Origin of the sequence: Acidocella sp., from assembly GCF_050253495.1 — a bacterium.
Classification (GTDB): Bacteria; Pseudomonadota; Alphaproteobacteria; order Acetobacterales; family Acetobacteraceae; genus Acidocella.
In genome coordinates, this window is record NZ_JBFWIX010000008.1 from 58196 (window position 1) to 76354 (window position 18159).

Annotated in this window: 19 protein-coding genes; 12 read left to right on the plus strand and 7 right to left on the minus strand. The window is 61.5% G+C overall.

Annotation, left to right across the window (positions count from 1 at the left end; genetic code table 11):
* Position 1 precedes the first annotated feature (1 nt).
* Entirely contained in the window at positions 2-1261 is a 1260-nt protein-coding gene (locus AB7D48_RS08255) for an MFS transporter (protein WP_427977578.1), read from the plus strand.
* A 6-nt stretch (positions 1262-1267) separates the two neighbouring features.
* On the opposite strand, the gene hydA is transcribed toward AB7D48_RS08255, so the two are convergent.
* Both hydA and AB7D48_RS08265 read right to left on the minus strand, forming a co-directional pair.
* Positions 1268-2731 carry a dihydropyrimidinase gene (hydA, locus tag AB7D48_RS08260; protein WP_427977581.1) on the minus strand — a complete coding sequence of 488 codons (1464 nt, stop codon included), beginning with the start codon at positions 2729-2731 and terminating at the stop codon, positions 1268-1270.
* Entirely contained in the window at positions 2728-3396 is a 669-nt protein-coding gene (locus AB7D48_RS08265) for a TetR family transcriptional regulator C-terminal domain-containing protein (protein WP_427977583.1), read from the minus strand. The genes hydA and AB7D48_RS08265 overlap by 4 nt, the downstream gene beginning before the upstream one ends.
* Positions 3397-3508: 112 nt before the next feature.
* On the opposite strand from AB7D48_RS08265, the gene AB7D48_RS08270 reads away from it, so the two are divergent.
* From AB7D48_RS08270 to AB7D48_RS08300, 7 genes are read left to right on the plus strand one after another with little or no spacing between them, the layout of a single operon-like run.
* Positions 3509-4891, plus strand: coding sequence for an NAD(P)-dependent oxidoreductase (locus AB7D48_RS08270; protein WP_427977584.1), 1383 nt, complete (start codon positions 3509-3511; stop codon positions 4889-4891).
* Positions 4884-6158 carry an NAD-dependent dihydropyrimidine dehydrogenase subunit PreA gene (gene preA / locus AB7D48_RS08275; protein WP_427977586.1) on the plus strand — a complete coding sequence of 425 codons (1275 nt, stop codon included), beginning with the start codon at positions 4884-4886 and terminating at the stop codon, positions 6156-6158. Before AB7D48_RS08270 ends, preA begins: the two co-directional genes overlap by 8 nt.
* Entirely contained in the window at positions 6155-7411 is a 1257-nt protein-coding gene (locus tag AB7D48_RS08280) for a Zn-dependent hydrolase (protein ID WP_427977588.1), read from the plus strand. The genes preA and AB7D48_RS08280 overlap by 4 nt, the downstream gene beginning before the upstream one ends.
* Complete coding sequence (locus AB7D48_RS08285) at positions 7408-8214, plus strand: ABC transporter ATP-binding protein (protein ID WP_427977591.1); 807 nt, start codon at positions 7408-7410, stop codon at positions 8212-8214. Before AB7D48_RS08280 ends, AB7D48_RS08285 begins: the two co-directional genes overlap by 4 nt.
* On the plus strand, positions 8207-8989 hold the full coding sequence (locus AB7D48_RS08290; protein WP_427977594.1) for an ABC transporter permease: 783 nt from the start codon (positions 8207-8209) through the stop codon (positions 8987-8989). The genes AB7D48_RS08285 and AB7D48_RS08290 overlap by 8 nt, the downstream gene beginning before the upstream one ends.
* The gene (locus tag AB7D48_RS08295) at positions 8986-9828 is read left to right on the plus strand and encodes an ABC transporter permease (RefSeq protein ID WP_427977597.1); all 843 of its coding nucleotides are present in this window, start codon (positions 8986-8988) and stop codon (positions 9826-9828) included. The genes AB7D48_RS08290 and AB7D48_RS08295 overlap by 4 nt, the downstream gene beginning before the upstream one ends.
* A gap of 26 nt (positions 9829-9854) precedes the next feature.
* The gene (locus tag AB7D48_RS08300; RefSeq protein WP_427977600.1) at positions 9855-10865 is read left to right on the plus strand and encodes an ABC transporter substrate-binding protein; all 1011 of its coding nucleotides are present in this window, start codon (positions 9855-9857) and stop codon (positions 10863-10865) included.
* Between the two features lie 32 nt (positions 10866-10897).
* On the opposite strand, the gene AB7D48_RS08305 is transcribed toward AB7D48_RS08300, so the two are convergent.
* Entirely contained in the window at positions 10898-11527 is a 630-nt protein-coding gene (locus AB7D48_RS08305; RefSeq protein WP_427977602.1) for a TetR/AcrR family transcriptional regulator, read from the minus strand.
* A gap of 79 nt (positions 11528-11606) precedes the next feature.
* Here AB7D48_RS08305 and AB7D48_RS08310 point away from each other — a divergent pair, with 79 nt between their 5' ends.
* Positions 11607-12392, plus strand: coding sequence for an enoyl-CoA hydratase/isomerase family protein (locus AB7D48_RS08310; RefSeq protein WP_427977605.1), 786 nt, complete (start codon positions 11607-11609; stop codon positions 12390-12392).
* 40 nt (positions 12393-12432) lie between these two features.
* A complete protein-coding gene (locus AB7D48_RS08315) occupies positions 12433-13209 on the plus strand; it encodes an enoyl-CoA hydratase-related protein (protein WP_427977608.1) in 777 nt (258 codons plus the stop codon).
* A gap of 3 nt (positions 13210-13212) precedes the next feature.
* On the opposite strand, the gene AB7D48_RS08320 is transcribed toward AB7D48_RS08315, so the two are convergent.
* Positions 13213-14124, minus strand: a complete 912-nt coding sequence (locus tag AB7D48_RS08320) for a GDP-mannose 4,6-dehydratase (protein WP_427977610.1) — start codon at positions 14122-14124, stop codon at positions 13213-13215.
* Positions 14121-15098: a GDP-mannose 4,6-dehydratase gene (gmd, locus tag AB7D48_RS08325; RefSeq protein ID WP_427977612.1), complete on the minus strand. Its 978-nt coding sequence runs from the start codon at positions 15096-15098 to the stop codon at positions 14121-14123. Before gmd ends, AB7D48_RS08320 begins: the two co-directional genes overlap by 4 nt.
* Before the next feature lie 198 nt (positions 15099-15296).
* Here gmd and AB7D48_RS08330 point away from each other — a divergent pair, with 198 nt between their 5' ends.
* A complete protein-coding gene (locus AB7D48_RS08330; RefSeq protein WP_427977615.1) occupies positions 15297-16235 on the plus strand; it encodes a 2-hydroxyacid dehydrogenase in 939 nt (312 codons plus the stop codon).
* A gap of 57 nt (positions 16236-16292) precedes the next feature.
* A complete protein-coding gene (locus tag AB7D48_RS08335; RefSeq protein ID WP_427977617.1) occupies positions 16293-16682 on the plus strand; it encodes a host attachment protein in 390 nt (129 codons plus the stop codon).
* Positions 16683-16688: 6 nt separating this feature from the next.
* On the opposite strand, the gene AB7D48_RS08340 is transcribed toward AB7D48_RS08335, so the two are convergent.
* Both AB7D48_RS08340 and AB7D48_RS08345 read right to left on the minus strand, forming a co-directional pair.
* Positions 16689-17132 carry a DNA polymerase III subunit chi gene (locus AB7D48_RS08340; RefSeq protein ID WP_427977619.1) on the minus strand — a complete coding sequence of 148 codons (444 nt, stop codon included), beginning with the start codon at positions 17130-17132 and terminating at the stop codon, positions 16689-16691.
* Positions 17129-18136 (minus strand): Mrp/NBP35 family ATP-binding protein, encoded by a 1008-nt coding sequence (locus AB7D48_RS08345; protein WP_427977621.1) that lies wholly within the window; start codon positions 18134-18136, stop codon positions 17129-17131. Before AB7D48_RS08345 ends, AB7D48_RS08340 begins: the two co-directional genes overlap by 4 nt.
* Between the last annotated feature and the right edge of the window lie 23 nt (positions 18137-18159).

The following is an 18159-nucleotide window of genomic DNA, read 5'->3' on the forward strand; positions in this document are numbered from 1 at the left end:
CATGGCTGGGAAGATTGTACTGTTTGGTTCAAGCCTCCTAGATTGCGCGCCGCAAGGGGGGCTTTTTGCGATGGCGGTTGGCGGCGGTGATTCGAGGCGCGGGAACACGGCGCAGATTCTCTCGATCGTCGTGTTCAACGCGGTTACCTATTTTCTGATTGGCCTGCCCTTGGCGGTCTTTCCCGGGCTTGTGCATTTTACCCTCGGCTATAGCGCGGCTTTGGCGGGGATCGTGATCAGCCTGCAATATGCGGCGACTTTGCTGACCCGTTCCGTCGTCGGGCGGATCTCGGATGTGCGCGGCGCCAAGGTGACGGTGCTGGCGGGGTTGATCTGCGCGGGCCTGAATGGGGTATGCATCATGGGCGGCGCGCTGTGCCATGCGCCTCTGGCGGTGTTGAGTTGGCTGCTGCTGAGCCGGTTATTTCTGGGGGCGGCGGAGAGCGGCACCGGCACGGGGTGCATCACCTGGGGCATTGGGCGCCTGGGCGGCGCGGCCACGGCGGAAGTGATCTCGTGGAATGGTGTGTCCTCCTATGGCGGCATTGCCGCGGGGGCGCCCGCCGGTGTGGCGTTGATGCATTGGGGTGGGCTACCCGCCCTGGCGGGGGTGGCGATGATTCTACCGCTCCTGGGGCTGGTGGGGGCGGCCTTCAACAAGGCGGCGGCGCCATTGGTCGGCGCCAAGAGGATGAGCATGTTGAGCGTGGCGCGTGAGATCGTGCCCTATGGTTTGGCGCTGGCGGGCGGTTCGTTCGGGTTTGGCGTCATCGTGGCCTTCATGGCGCTTTATTACACGGCTCATGGCTGGCAAGGCGCGGCTTATGCGCTGACCAGCTTCGGGCTGTGCTTTGTCTCGGTGCGGATTTTCCTGGCGGGAGCCATTGGAAGATTTGGCGGATTCCGCGCGGCGCTGGTTTCCTTCGCGATCGAGGTGGCGGGGTTGGTCCTGCTTTGGCTGGCTCCGGCGCCGCTGGTGGCACTGCTGGGCGCGGCCTTGGCGGGGTTCGGGTTCTCGCTGGTTTTTCCTGCCCTGGCGGTGGAAGCGTTGCGGACGGTGGCGCCAGGCAGCCGGGGGGCCGCGATTGCCATCTATACCGTGTTTCTCGATGTTGCGCTGGGAGTGACCGGCCCGTTGGCGGGCGCGGTCGGCGGGCATTTTGGCTACCCGGCGGTGTTTCTGACCGGCGCGCTGATCGTCGCCGCGGCGCTGGCATTGACCTTTCGGCTGCGGACGTTGGTGCTGGCGCGCGGGGTTTGACGATGCTTACGGCGTGACGGCGAGAGAGGGCTCACGCGCCACGGCGCCGGGCATGGCCAGCAGGTTGCGGATTTCCTGCGCTTTCAGCACGGGCGTATAGCAGGGGCGGTCGATATGCTTGCCGGCCCCGCGCGCGGCCCGCAGATCGCCATTGGTGTAGACCAGCTTGCCGCCGGCGACGGTGTGGCGGGCGATGCCGGTGACCTCCATGCCATCATACACGTTCAGATCCACCTGCTGATGCTGGGTTTTGGTGGAGATGACGCGGTTGGCCTTCGGGTCCCAGACCACGAGGTCGGCATCCGCCCCCACCGCCACCGCGCCCTTGCGGGGATATATGTTGAAGATCTGCGCGGTGTTGGTGGAGGTGATGCGCACGAACTCCGACGGTGTCAGCTTGCCGGTGCCCACGCCATGGTGCCAGAGCACGCTCATGCGGTCCTCTATGCCGCCGGTGCCGTTGGGGATGGCGGTGAAATTGTCCTTGCCCATGGCTTTCTGCGCGGCGCGGAAGCAGCAATGATCCGTGGCGGTGGTTTGCAGCTGGCCGGAGACCAGCCCGGCCCAAAGCGCCTTCTGGTGATGTTTCGGGCGGAAGGGCGGGCTCATCACATGCGCGGCGGCGAAGTCCCAGTCCGGGTTGCGGTAGACGCTGTCATCCACCACGAGATGCTGCGCCAGCACCTCCCCATAGACGCGTTGGCCGGTGGCGCGGGCGCGGGCAATGGCGTTGGCGGCCTCTTCCGTTGAGACATGCACGATATAGACGGGCACGCCGAGCACGCCAGCGATGGAAATGGCGCGCTCCGCCGCTTCACCCTCCACGGCGGGCGGGCGGGAGAGGGGATGGCCTTCCGGCCCGGTGATGCCCTGTGCCAGCAAGGCGCGTTGAAGATGGTAGACGGCCTCGCCATTCTCGGCATGCACGGTGGGGATGGCGCCGAGTTCCAGCGCGCGTGAAAAGCTGTTCAGCAGGATATGATCATCCGCCATGATGGCGCCCTTATACGCCATGAAATGCTTGAAGCTGTTGACGCCGTGCTTTTGCGCCAGCTCGCCCATATCCGCATGCACCTTGTCCGACCATGAGGTGATGGCGACATGGAAGGAATAATCTGCCGCGGATTTTTCCGCCCAGCCGCGCGAGACATGATAGCAGTCGAGCGGTGAGTCATGGGGGCCGGGGATCACGAAATCGATGATCATGGTGGTGCCGCCGGCCAGCCCCGCCGCCGTGCCGGTGTAGAAATCATCCGAGGCGGTGGTGCCCATGAAGGGCAACTGCATATGGGTATGCGGGTCGATGCCGCCGGGAATGACATAGGCTTCGCCCGCGTCGATGGTTTCCGTGCCGGAGGGGACCTCCAGTTTTTCGCCGATGGCGGCGATGTTTCCATCGATGCAGAGAATATCAGCGCGAACGCTATGCTCGGCGGTGACCACCGTGCCGCCATGGATCAGAAGGCTCATGATTTTGTCTCCGGGATTGGAAAGGAAAGGCCGCAGCCGCGCAAGGTGAGACGCAGGATCAACCTTTCCGCCGTTGCGTAATCTTCCGCCAGCAGCTCGTCGCGGCCCAGCACGGTGCGAATTTGCGTATCGAAATCGGCATAGGTCTGGGTCATGGCCCAGATCAGGAAGAAGAGATGCCGCGCATCGACCGGCTCCATCAGGCCATTTTGTATCCAGCCTTCAAGAACCTTGGTTTTTTCCTCGACCTTCCGGCGCAGCTCCTGCCCCAGATAGGAATGAAGGTGGGTGGCGCCGTGCAGAACCTCGTTGGCGAAGACCTTGGAGGCGTAAGGCCGCGTGCGGGAATAAGCGAGCTTGGCGCTGATATAAGCGCTCAACCCTCGTGCGGGGGAGGTGTCGGGCGTGATGTACTCTGTCGCGTCCAGCCATAGGGTGAGGATGTTCTCAAGAACGGCTTTATATAAATCTTCCTTGGTGCCGAAATGGTAATGCAGGTTGGCGCTGGGAAGGCCCGCGGCATGGGCCAGGGCGGTCATGGTGGCGCCGCCAAACCCGGCCTTGGCGAAAACACGCTCCGCCGCCGCCAGGATACGCTCCACCGCTTGCTCGCTGCGGGCTTGGCGGGGGCGTGGAGGGGGCGCTTGTTTTCTAATCATATGCATAAAAATTACCCTGTTTGGCCGGGGCGATTTTGTGTTTCGGCATGTATATAAATAACTTGACTGTTTAATCAGCTTTGGTCAAGTTTGTTTTGCGATCCAACCGGGGGCCTTGATGAGCACCATCGCGGACAATGTTTATAATTTAGGCGAGTCGGACGTGGCCGCGGCGCGTTTGAGTGTTGAAAGGCTGGCGGAATGTTTCGCTGATGCGCATCCGCCGCTGACGCGCGATCAAGCGGATATAGAGGCGTCGCGCTGCTATTTTTGTTACGATGCGCCCTGCGTTCAGGCCTGCCCGACCTCGATCGATATTCCGGGCTTCATCCGCGCCATCTCGACGGGAAATCTGAGTGGCGCGGGGCAAAAAATTCTTGAAGCGAATATTCTTGGCGGGGCCTGCGCGCGCGTCTGCCCGACCGAGATTTTGTGCGAGGGGGCGTGCGTGCGCACTGCCCAGCAGCAGAAGCCGGTGGAGATTGGCGCGTTGCAGCGCGTGGCGACGGATGCGGCCATGCTGCGCGCGCGGGCCACGGGCAAGCATCCTTTTGCCCGGGCGGTGGAAACAAGGCGGCGCATTGCCGTGGTGGGGGCGGGGCCCGCGGGGCTGGCCTGCGCGCATGAGTTGGCGAAGGCGGGGCATGAGGTGGATTTGTTCGACGCCAGATCGAAGCCTGGCGGTTTGAACGAGTACGGTATCGCCGCCTATAAAATGGCGGACGAGTTCGCGGCGCGTGAGGTTGAATTCGTGCTGGGCATTGGCGGAATCAAGCTGATTCCGAATCAGGCGCTGGGGCGGGAGTTGGATCTTGGCGCGCTGCGGCGCGATTACGATGCGGTGTTTCTGGGAATTGGCCAGGCGGGCGTGAAGGCGCTTGCCATTCCCGGTGAGGATCTGCCGGGTGTGCGGGATGCGGTGCGGTTCATCGAGGATTTGCGCCAGTCCAGGGACAAGGCCGATGTGCCGGTGGGGCGGCATGTGGTGGTGATCGGCGGGGGCAACACCGCCATCGACGCGGCGGTGCAGGCCAAGCGCCTGGGGGCGGAACTGGTGAGCTTGGTGTACCGGCGCGGGCGCGAGGACATGCCCGCCACCAGCGTGGAGCAGGATTGGGCGCTGGTGAATGGCGTGGCTTTCCGGCATTGGGCGGCGCCCGTGGCGATCGAGGGGGGAGGGGCTGTGCGGGCGATACGTTTCGCGCGCACGGTCCTGGTGGATGGCCGGTTGAGCCTGGGTGATGACGGGTTTGTTTTAGCCGCCGATATGGTTTTGAAAGCGGTTGGCCAGAGTTTGGAGGTTTCGGACAGGGACGCGTTGCCGAAGGTCGAGAACGGGCGGTTCCTGGTGCGGGACGAGACGTTGGAAACCTCCCTGCCTGGCGTGTTCGCGGGGGGGGATTGCATCGCGGGGCAGGATTTGACCGTGCAGGCCGTGGCGGATGGCAAGCGCGCCGCCATTGGCATCAACGCTTATCTGGAAGGTAAGGCGAATGGCTGATCTCAGCATTGAGTTTGCCGGTATCAAGGCACCCAACCCGTTCTGGTTGGCCTCCGCCCCGCCGACGGACAAGGCCTATAACGTGGAGCGCGCCTTTGCCGCCGGATGGGGCGGGGTGGTCTGGAAAACGCTGGGTGAAGACCCGCCGGTGGTGAATGTAAGTTCGCGCTATGGCGGTATTGGCTATAACGGCCAGCGGCTGATGGGCATGAACAATATCGAGCTGATCACCGACCGGCCGTTGCGCTTGAACCTCGATGAAATAAAACAAGTCAAACGCAACTGGCCAGACCGCGCGGTGGTGGTGAGCCTGATGGTGCCGTGCGAGGAGGAAAGCTGGAAGCGCATTCTGCCGCTGGTGGAGGAGACCGGGGCGGATGGCATCGAACTGAATTTCGGCTGTCCGCACGGCATGAGCGAGCGCGGCATGGGGGCTGCCGTGGGGCAGGTGCCTGAATATGTCGAGATGGTCACGCGCTGGTGCAAGCAACATAGCCGCATGCCGGTGATCGTGAAACTGACGCCGAATGTCACGGATATTCTCAAACCCGCCGCCGCCGGGCGGGCGGGCGGGGCGGATGCGGTGAGTTTGATCAACACCATCACCTCCATCACCGGGGTGGATTTGGACAATATGGTGCCGCAGCCCAGCGTGGATGGGTTGGGCACGCATGGCGGGTATTGCGGCCCGGCGGTGAAGCCGATCGCGCTGCGCATGGTGGGCGAGATTGCGCGCTCCATTCCCGGCCTGCCGATCTCCGGTATTGGAGGAATCGCAACGTGGCGCGACGCGGCGGAGTTTCTGGCGCTGGGGGCAGGCAGTGTGCAGGTCTGCACCGCCGCGATGCATTACGGGTTCCGGATCGTGGATGACATGATCAGCGGGCTTTCCAACTGGATGGATGAAAAGGGCTATGCGCGGATCGAGGATGTCACGGGCCGGGCGGTTCAGAAATTCGTGCATTGGGAAGATTTGAATCTGGCCTGGAAGAGCATCGCCAGCATTGATGCGGAGGCCTGCATCGGCTGCGGGCTGTGCCATATCGCCTGCGAGGACACCGCCCATCAGGCGATCAGGCTGCATGAGGGCGGAGAAAAGAGGGGTTACGAAGTGATTGACGAGGCGTGCGTGGGCTGCAATCTGTGCTCACATGTTTGCCCGGTGGATGATTGCATTACCATGCGGCCACAGCAGGCGATGGAGCATCTTACCTGGAAGCATCACCCGAATAACCCCATGCGTGTGGCTGCGGAGGCTGCGGAATGAGTACGAATATGCGTGTGGATGGTGCCCGGCTGTGGGACACCATCATGGAAACCGCGAAGATCGGTGGAACCGAAAAGGGGGGTGTGAAGCGCCTGACGCTCACGGATCTCGACGCACAGGTGCGCCATTGGCTGATCGGTCAATGCGAGGCGGCGGGGTGCGATGTGCATTATGACGATATGGGCAATATCTTCGCCCGCCGCCCCGGCAAGGATAACGCTCTGCCGCCGATCGCCATTGGCAGCCATCTGGACACGCAACCGACGGGTGGAAAGTTCGATGGTATTATCGGCGTGCTGGCCGGGCTGGAAGTGCTTCGCACACTGAATGATTCCGGCATTGAGACCCATGCGCCGATCGAGCTGATCGACTGGACGAACGAGGAGGGGTCGCGTTTTGCGCCGGCCATGCTTTCCTCGGGCGTGTTCGCGGGGGTGTTTTCCCGGGATTATGCTTATGAACGGGAGGACCGCGAGGGGCTGACATTTGGCGATGAGCTGAAGCGGATCGGCTTTGTCGGCGGAGAGGCGTGCGGGGGCCACAAGCTGGCGGCGCATTTCGAGCTGCATATCGAGCAGGGGCCGATTCTTGAGGATGAGGGCAAGACCATCGGGATTGTCACCGGCGTGCAGGGCATGCGTTGGTATGAGGTAACGGTGACGGGGATGGATTGCCATGCGGGCTCCACCCCCATGCGCCTGCGCCAGGATGCCCTGGTGGCGGCCGCGAGGATGATCGAGGCGGTGCAGGCGGTGGGGCTGGCGAACGGGCCGGATGCGGTGGCGACGGTGGGGTTGATCGAGGCACGACCAAATTCCCGTAACGTGATTCCCGGTGAGGTCTTTTTCACCATCGATTTCCGAGATCCCAACGATTCGGTGGTGGCGAAGATGGAAGACGAGGCCAGGGCCGCTTTCGACAAGATCGTGGAAGGCAGCGGCGTTAGCGTCAAATGCGAACGCATCTGGGATTCCCCGGCGGTGCATTTCGACAAGGAATGCGTTGCCGCGGTGGAGGGGGCGGCATCTTCGCTCGGTTATCCGGCGCGGCGCATCGTCTCCGGTGCCGGACACGATTCCGCCTATATCGCCAAGGTGGCGCCCACCACCATGATTTTCGTGCCTTGCGAGAAAGGCATCAGCCATAACGAAGCGGAAAAGACCGAGCCTGAGCAGGTGGCCGCGGGGGCGGATGTGCTTTTGCAGGCCGTGCTGGCGACAGATGCCCGGCTTGCGCCTAAGACGGGGGCATGAGCGAAATTATCACCCCATCCATTCCTGAAGCTGTCACCGGCTTGCCCGCTGTGGTGGCACGGGAACTGCGGATCGAATTCAAGGGCACGGTCGCGCTGGAGAGTGTTTCGCTCGATATTCAGCGTGGCGATTTCGTGTCCTTCATCGGACCTTCGGGCTGTGGCAAGACAACGCTGCTGCGGGCCATCGCCGATCTTGTGCAGCCGACTGGCGGCAGCCTGAAGGTGAATGGGGTGTCTCCAAGGGAGGCTCGTCAAGCCAGGGCCTATGGCTACGTGTTTCAGGCTCCGGCTCTTTATGCCTGGCGCAATGTGGAACGAAATGTGACGTTGCCGCTGGAGATCATGGGGGTGGCGAAGGCTGAACGCCAAGCCAGGGCGGCGAAATATCTGGAGCTTGTGGGGCTTTGCGGGTTCGCCAAGAAATTCCCCTGGCAGCTTTCAGGGGGCATGCAGCAGCGCGCCTCCATTGCGCGCGCATTGAGCTTTGAGCCGTCCTTGCTGTTGATGGATGAGCCTTTCGGCGCGCTGGATGAAATCACCCGCGACGGATTGAATTTGCATCTGCATCAGCTTTGGGAACGTACTGGCCTGACCTGCGGGTTCGTGACGCATTCCATCGATGAGGCGGTGTTTCTATCCACGCGCATTGTGGTGATGTCGCCCCGGCCGGGACGGGTGGTGGAAGTGATCGAGAGCGAATTGCCACGCGAGCGCACGTTGGATCTGCGCGACAGTGAGGCATTCACCCGTGTGGCGCACCGTGTGCGCGAGGCGCTGCGGGCTGGGCACTCTTATGATTAAATCCGTGTTGCCGGTCATCGTCGTGGCGGCGGCGGGGGTGGCGTTGTGGTATGGGCTATCGGCCCTGGTGGGGACCACGCTGTTGCCAAGGCCGGACCAGGTGCTGGGGGCGTTGGGTGACAGCCTGTTCGGCTGGCCGCTCACCTCGCCGCGCAACCTGTTCTATCATGCGGGCGTGACGGCGCGGGAGGCGCTGCTGGGCCTTGCCGTGGCTTTGGTGCTGGGCGGTGTGATCGCCACGCTGATCGTGCATGTGAAGGTGCTGGATCGCTCATTGATGCCCTGGGTGATTGCGAGCCAAACGATTCCTGTTCTCGCCATCGCGCCGATGGTGGTGGTTGTGCTGGGTAATCTGGGCCTGTCGGGTTTGACGCCAAAAGTGGCGATCGCGGCTTATCTGGCGTTTTTTCCCATTGTCGTCGGTCTGGTGAAGGGCATGCGTTCGCCGGAGACGATTCAGTTCGAGCTGCTGCATACTTATTCCGCCAGCGAGGCGGAGATATTCGGTAAATTGCGTTTGCCGGCCTCGGTGGCGTTTTTGTTTCCTGCCCTGCGTGTGTCGGCGGCCCTGGCGGTGATGGGGGCGATTGTGGCGGAGTTGCCGACCGGCGCGCAGGCGGGGTTGGGATCACGCTTGCTGGCGGGTAGCTATTACGGGCAGACCTTGATGGTGTGGTCGACGCTGGTGGCGGCGTCTCTGCTCTCGGCGGTGATTCTTGGCGCGATCACGGCCTTGGAAGCCGGGCTGCGATGGCACCGGGGGGGCAGGCTGTGACATATCTTCTTGTCTCCGTCATTGTCACCGTCCTGGCTGTCATCGCCATGGGGGCTTCCGCGCGCCGTGAAACACGCCTGGCGAAGCTCGCCACCCCCACCATTTTTGGGGTTTGGGTCTTGTGGCTGTGGCAGGCGGCGGTGAAGGGGTTTGGTGTTCCCACCATTTTGCTGCCGGCACCAACGGCCATTATCGCCGCGCTGGGTGCCAATGCCGGCATGCTCGGAGAAGATTTCGTGCAGACGGTGATCCGCTCGGTGCTGCCGGGTTATGTGTTGGGCTGCGGTGCCGGGTTCCTGATGGCGCTGGCGGTGGATAAATCCGATTTTCTCAAGCGTGGTTTGATGCCATTGGGAAATCTTGTGTCCGCCATGCCGATCATTGGCATCGCGCCCATCGCGGTGATGTGGTTCGGGTTTGGTTGGCAGTCCAAGGCCGCCGTGGTCGCGGCGATGACATTTTTTCCAATGCTGGTGAATACCAGCGCGGGGTTGGCCGAGGCGGGGGTTCTGGAACGGGAATTGATGCTGAGCTATGCCGCGCCTTACGCCACCACGTTGCTCAAACTGCGCCTGCCGGCGGCGTTGCCGCATATTTTCGCGGCATTGAAATTGAACACCACGCTGGCGCTGATCGGCGCGGTGGTGGCGGAATTTTTCGGCTCACCTATTCTGGGGCTGGGGTTTCGCATTTCCACGGAGGCGGCCAGCTTGAATCTCGACATTGTCTGGGCCGCGATCGTGATCGTGGCGCTGACGGGCTCGCTCTCTTTCGCGGGGCTGGCACTGCTCGAGCGGGCGGTGACATTCTGGCATCCTTCCTATCGCAATCCGAACTGAACCAATCAAAGAGAGGCTGAAAGATCATGAAGAAGACCCTGGCCTGGATGCTGGCGCTGGCCCCGTCGCTTGGTTTCGCGCCGTCCGCCTCGGCGGCGGATCATCTGACATTGCAATTGAAATGGGTGACGCAGGCGCAATTCGCCGGATATTACGTCGCCCAGGCCAAGGGGTTCTACAAGGCCGAAGGGCTGGATGTGACCATTAAGCCGGGTGGGCCGGACATCAACCCGTCCCAGGTGATCGCGGCCGGGGGGGCGGATGTGATCGTGGATTGGATGCCAGATGCGCTTGCCGCGCGCGAGAAAGGCGTGCCTTTGGTCAATATTGCTCAGATCTTTGAAAAATCCGGCATGGAGCTGACTTGCCGGAAGGATAGCGGGATCACCTCTCCGGAAGATTTCAAGGGAAAGACCATTGGGGTCTGGTTTGCTGGCAATCAATACCCATTCCTGGCCTGGATGGGTAAGCTTGGCTACACGACTTCCGGCGCGGATCCCGAGGTGAAGGTGCTGAAGCAGGGCTTCAATGTGGACCCGCTGCTGCAGAAACAGGCGGCCTGCATCTCCACGATGAGCTATAATGAATATTGGCAGCTCATCGAGGCGGGCATGAAACCGGATCAGTTGACTGTCTTCAAATATCAGGATGAAGGCGTGGCGATGCTGGAGGATGGGCTCTACACCACCGATGCCGAATTGGCGAACCCGCAAAAGGATGCCGAATTGGCGAAGTTCGTGAAGGCTTCGATCGAGGGTTGGAACTATGCCGCGGCGCATCAGGCCGAGGCCGTGAAGATCGTGATGAGCTATGATACCGCCGGGGTGCTGAATGAGGCGCATCAGGTCAAGATGATGGCATCCGTGGCGAAGCTTCTCAATGACGGCAAGGATCAGACGGGTTATCTCGACCCCGCGGCTTATCAGCGCACCGTGGATGTGCTGATGGAGGACAAGACCGATCCCGTGATCACCAAACGCCCCGAGGGCGCCTATACCCACAAGGTCTATGACGCCGCTCTTGCCATCAAGAATTAGGTCGCGATGGCATTTGCGTGGACGGCCTTGGCTCAGGAATGGGGCGAGATGCCACGGATGAGGATATTGACCAGCCGCTCGGCGATTTCGCCGGGCGGAAGGTCTCTTTCGGCATCCTGCCAGCGTGCCGTCCAGTTCAGGGCGCCGATGAAGGCAAAGGATGTCAGCTTTATATCCGAAATCCGGGCGGAACCGTCATTTGAGGCATCCTGCACGAAGCGGCGCAACTCCTGATCGATCTCTCGCTTGAGGGCGCGAAATTGTTTCCGGCTTTCCGGCGCGAGCGCTTCATCGCCGGTGCGGATGACGCATCGGCCGAAATCATCCATGATATGTTCCGCGTAGCGGCGCAGGAAGATGCGTAGCCGTTCAAGCCCCGTGCCGGGCAGCGCGGCGGCTTCCTCGGCGGAGCCGCGCAGCCGGACCAGCCCGATGCGCAGACATTCGAACAGAACCTGATCCTTGGCGCCGAGATAGTGGTAGATCAAGGGCTTGGAGATACCGAGGCTGGCGGCGACATCGTCGAGCGAGGTATTGTGATAACCGCGCTGGTTGAACATCCGGACCGCGGCGCGCAGTACGGCATCGCGTTTGGCGGCGCGTTCTTGCTCGCGCTCATTGGCGTTGCGGAAGGGCGTCGTTACGGCGGCGGGCTTATCCATGATTTCCTAATATGCGTCTTGACGGTCGAAATGAAGCATGGGAGCTACGCGGTAGTAAACAATATACCAAAAGGTTTGCATGGAAGCCGTTCCCTTGCTGGTCACTCGTGAGAACGATGTCCTCCGGCTGACGATCAACCGCCCCGATGCCGCGAATACGCTGGATGTGGCACTCTCCAAGGCTTTGTTTCACGCCGCCATTGAATGCGATGAGGATGAGACGGTCCGTGCCGTGCTGCTGACCGGCAATGGAAAATTATTTTGCGGCGGTGGGGATATAACCGGCTTTGCCGCCGCCGGAGACAGCGTCTCCCATCTGGCCAAGGAACTGACGACCTATCTGAACGGTGCGGTCTCACGCTTGGCGCGCATGGACAAGCCGCTCGTGGTCGCCGTCAATGGTCCGGCGGCGGGGGCGGGACTCTCCCTCGCCATGCTGGGAGATATTGTGATCGCGGAGCCGGAGGCGCATTTTAGCGCTGCGTACAGCGCCATCGGATTGACGCCGGATCTGGGGCAGAGCTGGCTTTTGCCGCGCCTTGTCGGCCTGCGCCGGGCGCAGGAATTAATGTTGACGAACAGGCGGGTGGGAGCGCGGGAAGCCGCGGAGATCGGGCTGATCACACGTGTCGCGGCGGGAGACGCGCTGGCTGAGGCGAGCGCCCTCGCCGTTGAACTCGCATCGGGCCCCAGAAGTGCGATTGCCGGCATTCGTGCCTTGCTGGCCCGCTCCTTCACCACGGGGTTGGAGGAGCAGCTTGAGCTTGAGGCGCGCGCGATTGCCAAGGCCTTGCGAGGCATGGAAGGGCAGGAGGGAATCTCGGCTTTTCTGAGCAAGCGCAAAGCCGACTTTAGGTGCCCGTGATAAGGGATTGGCGCAATGACCATGAAAGGGAGCCGATGACATGGCCTATGAGACTCTCCTTGTTGAACAATATGAAGCAGTTACCCTCGTTCGCCTCAACCGCCCAAAGGCGCTGAACGCGTTGAACAGCCAGACGCTGGTCGATCTCATGGCCGCGTTCACGGCCTATGAGGCGGATGACGGTCAGCGTTGTCTGGTTCTGACCGGTTCCGAAAAGGCATTCGCCGCTGGTGCCGATATTAAGGAAATGCAGCCCCAGACTTTCGCCGATATGTTCGGGACCGATAAATTTTCCGGTTACGACGTGATCTGCCGGACAATTCGCAAGCCGTGGATTGCCGCTGTGGCGGGCTATGCGCTCGGCGGAGGGTGTGAATTGGCGATGATGGCGGATTATATTATCGCCGCCGACACCGCGAAATTCGGGCAACCGGAAATCACGCTGGGTATTGCGCCGGGCATGGGGGGATCGCAACGCCTGACGCGCGCGGTGGGGAAGGCAAAAGCCATGCAGATGTGCCTGACCGGACGGATGATGAGTGCGCAGGAGGCGGAATGTGCCAGCCTTGTCGCCCAGGTCGTGCCGGCGGATAAGCTGTTGGACGAAGCGCTGGCTCAGGCGAAGAGCATCGCCGGAATGGGGCCGTTGGCCGTTAAGGCCTGCAAGGAGCTGGTGAATGCCGCCTTCGAGACGAGCCTTTCGGAAGGGGTGCATTTTGAAAGGCGGATCTTCTTCGGCCTTGCCTCGACGGCCGACAAGAGCGAGGGCATGAGCGCCTTTATCGAGAAGCGCAAGGCTAACTGGACGGGCAAGTAGCCGCTAAGTCACTTCGGTCACCACCTTTTTTCTCCAGAAGGCGAGGGTGGTGGCCAAGGTCTCCTCGATTGGGATGGTCTGGCGCCAGTCCAGGCATGCGCGCGCGCGCGCGGCGCTGACTTGCGCCACGGGGATTTCCGTGGGGCGCAATCTGGTCTGGTCGATCTCCAGGCGGATGTCGGCCCGCGTCATGCCCAGTAATATGTCCAGCAGATCTCCTATGCGCCGTGGCGTGCCGGAGGCGAGGTTCAGCACCTCTCCGGCACCACCATTCGGCAAGGCCAGCACTTTGCCATAGGCCGCGCATATGTCCCGGACATCCAGAAAATCCCGTTGGGCCTCAAGAGAACCGGATTGCAGTACGGGAGGTTGCAATCCTGCCTCGACCCTGGCGATTTGCCTGGCAAAGGCGGGGATCACGAATGCGGGCGATTGGCCGGGGCCGGTATGGTTGGCGGGCCGCAGGCGCAAGAGTCTGAGACCGGGCATTGCGCCTAGCGCCATTTCGGTGGCGGCCTTGGTGGCCGCGTACAGGTTGGTTGGAGCGGGGGCGGTTTCTTCCGTAACGGGTCGATGCCGTAAAAAGGCTCGGCCATATATTTCGGCACTGGAAATGAAGATGAACTGACATGCCGGCGCATGTATGAGAATTGACTGTGCCAGATGCAGGGTACCGTGCAGATTGACAGCCCAGGCGCGCTCTGGGGCTTCGGCGGCTTGCCCGACAGCCGAGATGCCGGCCAGGTGCAGCAGCGCATCGGGTTTCGTGGTTTCGATCAGGGCTTCGATGGCGGCATGATTGGTGATGTCGAGTGATGGCGCGAGGATTTCGGTTTCAGGAGTGGTCCCGTTTAGGTGGTGGAGCAGATGCCGCCCCACGAAACCGTTGCCGCCGGTTACCAGCAGCCTTTTCATGCGGCGTGCTTGAGCCGTTGTAGATCCGCTTCCACCATTTCCAACGCCATTTCCTCCAGCGTGGTTTCCGGGAGCCAGCCGAGTTTGTCGCGTGCCTTGGTGGCATCGCCCTTGAGGCAATCCACCTCGGCGGGGCGGAAAAAAGCGGGGTTGATTCGCACATGGTCCCGGTAGTCCAGTCCGGCATGACGAAAGGCGATGTCGCAAAATTCCCGGATGGTGACGCTCCGCCCGGTGGCGACCACATAATCGCCGGGCAAATCCTGCTGCATCATCAGCCACATGGCTTTTACGTAATCGCGCGCATGGCCCCAGTCCCGCGCGGCGTCTAGATTGCCGAGTTCGAGATATTCATTCAACCCCAGCTTGATGCGCGCGACACCATTGGTAATTTTGCGGGTCACGAACTCAATGCCGCGCAATGGGCTTTCATGGTTGAAGAGAATTCCGGAGCTGGCATGCATGCTGAAACTTTCACGGTAATTCACCGTGATCCAGTGCGCCGCGAGCTTGGCCACCGCATAGGGGCTGCGAGGATAAAAAGGAGTGGTCTCATTCTGTGCCGGCGCCTGCACCATGCCGAACATTTCCGACGACGAGGCCTGATAGAATTTGGTCTTTAACTCCAGAAGCCGGATGGCCTCCAGGATGTTGAACGCGCCCATGCCCGTCACTTCGCCGGTGAGGATCGGCTGTTGCCAGGACAGGGCCACGAAGCTTTGCGCCCCAAGATTATAGACCTCGTCCGGGCTTGTCTTCGCCAGAACGCGAATCAGGCTGGAAAGATCGGTCAGATCCCCATCCGCCAGCTCCACGTCATGTTCGAGCCCAAGCCAGCGCAGGCGTTCGCCAGCCCTGTCGGCCGTTGAGGTGCGGCGTGCCAGACCCACGACCCGGTAGCCTTTCCCGAGCAGCAATTGCGAGAGATAAGCGCCGTCCTGCCCGGAAATGCCGGTGATCAGCGCGGTTTTCATTCATGCCCGCCTAGTGTGGCGTCGCCATGTGCATGGAGCGTCATGAATGAATACAACCACTGGTTAACAAAACATTCAATACACACCCTATGTGCGAATTGCGCGCGCAATCTGGCGGAATGCCGCATATGCATGCTCAAGGGGGGACGAAAAAGGTGAAACTGCTAGGTTGGACGAAACCCAGGAGGAGGAGTGCGAATGCTGTTGGTAACCCGCGATGTGATGCAGGATGTGATGGCGCGCGCCAAGCGCGAGCATAAGGTGCGGGCCCTCGGCATGACGGGGGTGTTCGACCGGGAGAGATTTTTGGCCAGTTTGGAGGGGGTGAATGCGGTTCTTTGCAATTCCTCTGATAAATTCGATGCCTCGCTGATCGGGGCCCTGCCCTCGGGCATCAAGGTGATTGCCACTTATAGTGTCGGGCTTGAGCATATTGATCTTGAAGCGGCCCGGGCCCGGGGTATTGAAATCCGCAATACACCGGGCGTGCTCTCCGATGCCACGGCGGAGCTGTCGCTGACGCTGATGCTGATGGCCGCGCGGCGGGCTGGAGAGGGGGAGCGGTTACTGCGGGCCCACGAGTGGCGGGGCATGACGCCCACCTTCAATCTCGGCCATGGTGTCGTGGGAAAGGCGCTGGGGATTTTTGGGATGGGACGGATCGGGCAACGCCTGGCGCATATGGCGCGGGGGTTGGATATGGTTGTTCATTATCATAATCGTCGCCGCTTGCCGCCGGAGTTGGAGGCGGGGGCGATTTATCACGAGGATGATAAGAGCTTTCTGGGAGCGATCGATTTTTTGTCGATCAATGCGCCTGGCGGTCCGGGAACGTATCATTGGCTCGACCGGACGAGGGTTGCGGCAATGCGACCTGGCGGTTTCGTGGTGAATACCGGGCGCGGCAGCACGGTGGACGACGAGGCGTTGATCGCGGCGCTGCGCTCCGGCCATATCGCCGCCGCCGGGCTGGATGTGTTTGAGAACGAGCCGGATATTCACCCCGGCTATTACGAGTTGGAAAATGTTGTGCTGCTTCCTCATATTGGCAGCGCCACGGTGGAAACACGCCGGGCCATGGGGTTTCTGGCGCTGGATGGGATCAATGAGGTGGTGGGGATTGATCGGAATCAATGAAGGCAAGGCGGCCTTCAGGCACAACCCTCGCAGGAATAAGAGCGAGGAAAGCTATAGATGCCAATCCATCTCAAAACACTGATCGTTCTGGCGGATGGTGAGCATGCCAGGTTCGTGCGGCCCCAGGAAGCGGATAACACGCTGTGTTCCTTCAGCCGGGCCGATCCGCGAAATGGCCATGAGGGGACAGCGGGGGAGGCGCATGCCGAATCCGCCACGGTATTTCCAGACTGGGTCGCGGGGCAGCTCAACCAGGGCGTGGAGAGTTACGATGAATTATATCTCGTCGCGCCGGCAAGGGCCTTGAACGAAATCCGCTTGCATCTGGCGAAGCCCGCCCAGGGCAAGCTGAAGGAAGTGTTGGATAAGGATCTGACCAAGGTGCCGGATCACGATTTGTGGCCGCATTTCAAGCACTGGGTCAGGCCCGTTCACCGGGCGCGGTAAGGCGGTCTATCCGGCCTTCACCCAGCCATTAACATCCTGTTTCCAGTATGTCAGGCTAAGCCCGGCGGCCTTGGCGTTACGCCAGCGTTGCCGGGCGGATTGCACGTTTTCCTCATTATTGCCGTCGAAAAGGTCGAATATGCGGGTAAAGCCGTCCGGCGCGGTCTCGCTCCCGTCAATTCTGAAGAGGAAATGCGCGCCAGCAGGGTTTTCGTGCCCGGTGGTCAGGTAGATCGGTTGCCATTCAGGATGAGAGGAATGCGCCGTGCCATGCGGCAGCCAATCGGGCTTCTGGCATTGCCAGAGCGCGTCGTCCAGTTTGGCTAAAAGGCGTTCATCCGCGCAACTCACCACGGCTTTCTCTCCGGCTTGCAGGGTGCGCCCCAGCAGCATGGGCAAGGCCGCGTCAAGGCCGGTGCGGGTGAGGTGATAGAAGCCGATCTCGGTCATGTGGGGAGCAAGCTATTGGCGATGGCATCCGCCACGGCGCGAAAGCTGGTTGCCACGGTCCCGGCGGGATCTATGGCGGTGACCGGCTTGCCTTCGTCACCTGCTTGGCGAACGGCCAGTTCCAGCGGAATTTCACCTAGAAACGGCAGGCCGATTTTCTCCGCTTCCGCCCGGGCGCCGCCATGGCCGAAAATCTCAGTGCGGTGTCCGCAATGGGGGCAACTGAAATAGGACATGTTTTCCACCACGCCGAGAACCTTGATGCCGACTTGCTCGAACATCTGGATGCCCCGTCTCGCATCCAGGAGGGCCAGATCCTGTGGGGTGGAGACGATGACAGCGCCGGATGGCCGGGCTTTTTGAGCCAGGGTAAGCTGTGCGTCACCCGTGCCCGGGGGCATGTCGACCACCAGAATATCGAGAGCGCCCCACTCGACCTGGCCGAGCATCTGGTTGAGTGCGCCCATGACCATCGGGCCGCGCCAGATCATGGCCTTGTCCTCCGGCACCAGATAACCGATCGACATGGATTTCACGCCATAGGCGGTCAAAGGCTGGATGCGCCCCTCCTGAACCACGGGTTTAGCGGTTAGCCCAAGCATTTTTGGCAGGGATGGGCCGTATATGTCAGCGTCCAGCAGCCCCGTTTTCAACCCGCGTTGCGCCAGTGCCACGGCGAGGTTGACGGCCACGGTGGATTTGCCGACGCCGCCCTTGCCCGAAGCCACGGCGATGACATGCTTGACCTCCGGCAGGAGCGCAGGTTCGTTTTGCGGAGCGGGCTGGGGTTGGGCATGGGCGGTCAATATGATTGTGGCGGATTTCACGCCGGGGAGTGCCCTTAACGTGGTTTCCATCTCGGTTCGCAGTTTTTCCAGCCTGGCGGCTTCCTCTCGCGTGGATAGGAGGCTGATCTGGACGAACCCGTCCTTGATTGAAATGCCGTCTATCCGGCGTTCGACGCCGAAAGGGGTGAGGGCGGCTCGAATCTCTGCTTCAGTCATGAGGTAGACATAGTGCGTCTGGC

Coding starts and splice junctions, on each gene's coding strand:
- AB7D48_RS08255 (WP_427977578.1), top strand. CDS start 2: ATGGCTGGGAAGATTGTACTGTTTGGTTCAAGCCTCCTAGATTGCGCG.
- hydA (WP_427977581.1), bottom strand. CDS start 2,731: ATGAGCCTTCTGATCCATGGCGGCACGGTGGTCACCGCCGAGCATAGC.
- AB7D48_RS08265 (WP_427977583.1), bottom strand. CDS start 3,396: ATGCATATGATTAGAAAACAAGCGCCCCCTCCACGCCCCCGCCAAGCC.
- AB7D48_RS08270 (WP_427977584.1), top strand. CDS start 3,509: ATGAGCACCATCGCGGACAATGTTTATAATTTAGGCGAGTCGGACGTG.
- preA (WP_427977586.1), top strand. CDS start 4,884: ATGGCTGATCTCAGCATTGAGTTTGCCGGTATCAAGGCACCCAACCCG.
- AB7D48_RS08280 (WP_427977588.1), top strand. CDS start 6,155: ATGAGTACGAATATGCGTGTGGATGGTGCCCGGCTGTGGGACACCATC.
- AB7D48_RS08285 (WP_427977591.1), top strand. CDS start 7,408: ATGAGCGAAATTATCACCCCATCCATTCCTGAAGCTGTCACCGGCTTG.
- AB7D48_RS08290 (WP_427977594.1), top strand. CDS start 8,207: ATGATTAAATCCGTGTTGCCGGTCATCGTCGTGGCGGCGGCGGGGGTG.
- AB7D48_RS08300 (WP_427977600.1), top strand. CDS start 9,855: ATGAAGAAGACCCTGGCCTGGATGCTGGCGCTGGCCCCGTCGCTTGGT.
- AB7D48_RS08305 (WP_427977602.1), bottom strand. CDS start 11,527: ATGGATAAGCCCGCCGCCGTAACGACGCCCTTCCGCAACGCCAATGAG.
- AB7D48_RS08310 (WP_427977605.1), top strand. CDS start 11,607: ATGGAAGCCGTTCCCTTGCTGGTCACTCGTGAGAACGATGTCCTCCGG.
- AB7D48_RS08315 (WP_427977608.1), top strand. CDS start 12,433: ATGGCCTATGAGACTCTCCTTGTTGAACAATATGAAGCAGTTACCCTC.
- AB7D48_RS08320 (WP_427977610.1), bottom strand. CDS start 14,124: ATGAAAAGGCTGCTGGTAACCGGCGGCAACGGTTTCGTGGGGCGGCAT.
- gmd (WP_427977612.1), bottom strand. CDS start 15,098: ATGAAAACCGCGCTGATCACCGGCATTTCCGGGCAGGACGGCGCTTAT.
- AB7D48_RS08330 (WP_427977615.1), top strand. CDS start 15,297: ATGCTGTTGGTAACCCGCGATGTGATGCAGGATGTGATGGCGCGCGCC.
- AB7D48_RS08335 (WP_427977617.1), top strand. CDS start 16,293: ATGCCAATCCATCTCAAAACACTGATCGTTCTGGCGGATGGTGAGCAT.
- AB7D48_RS08340 (WP_427977619.1), bottom strand. CDS start 17,132: ATGACCGAGATCGGCTTCTATCACCTCACCCGCACCGGCCTTGACGCG.
- AB7D48_RS08345 (WP_427977621.1), bottom strand. CDS start 18,136: ATGACTGAAGCAGAGATTCGAGCCGCCCTCACCCCTTTCGGCGTCGAA.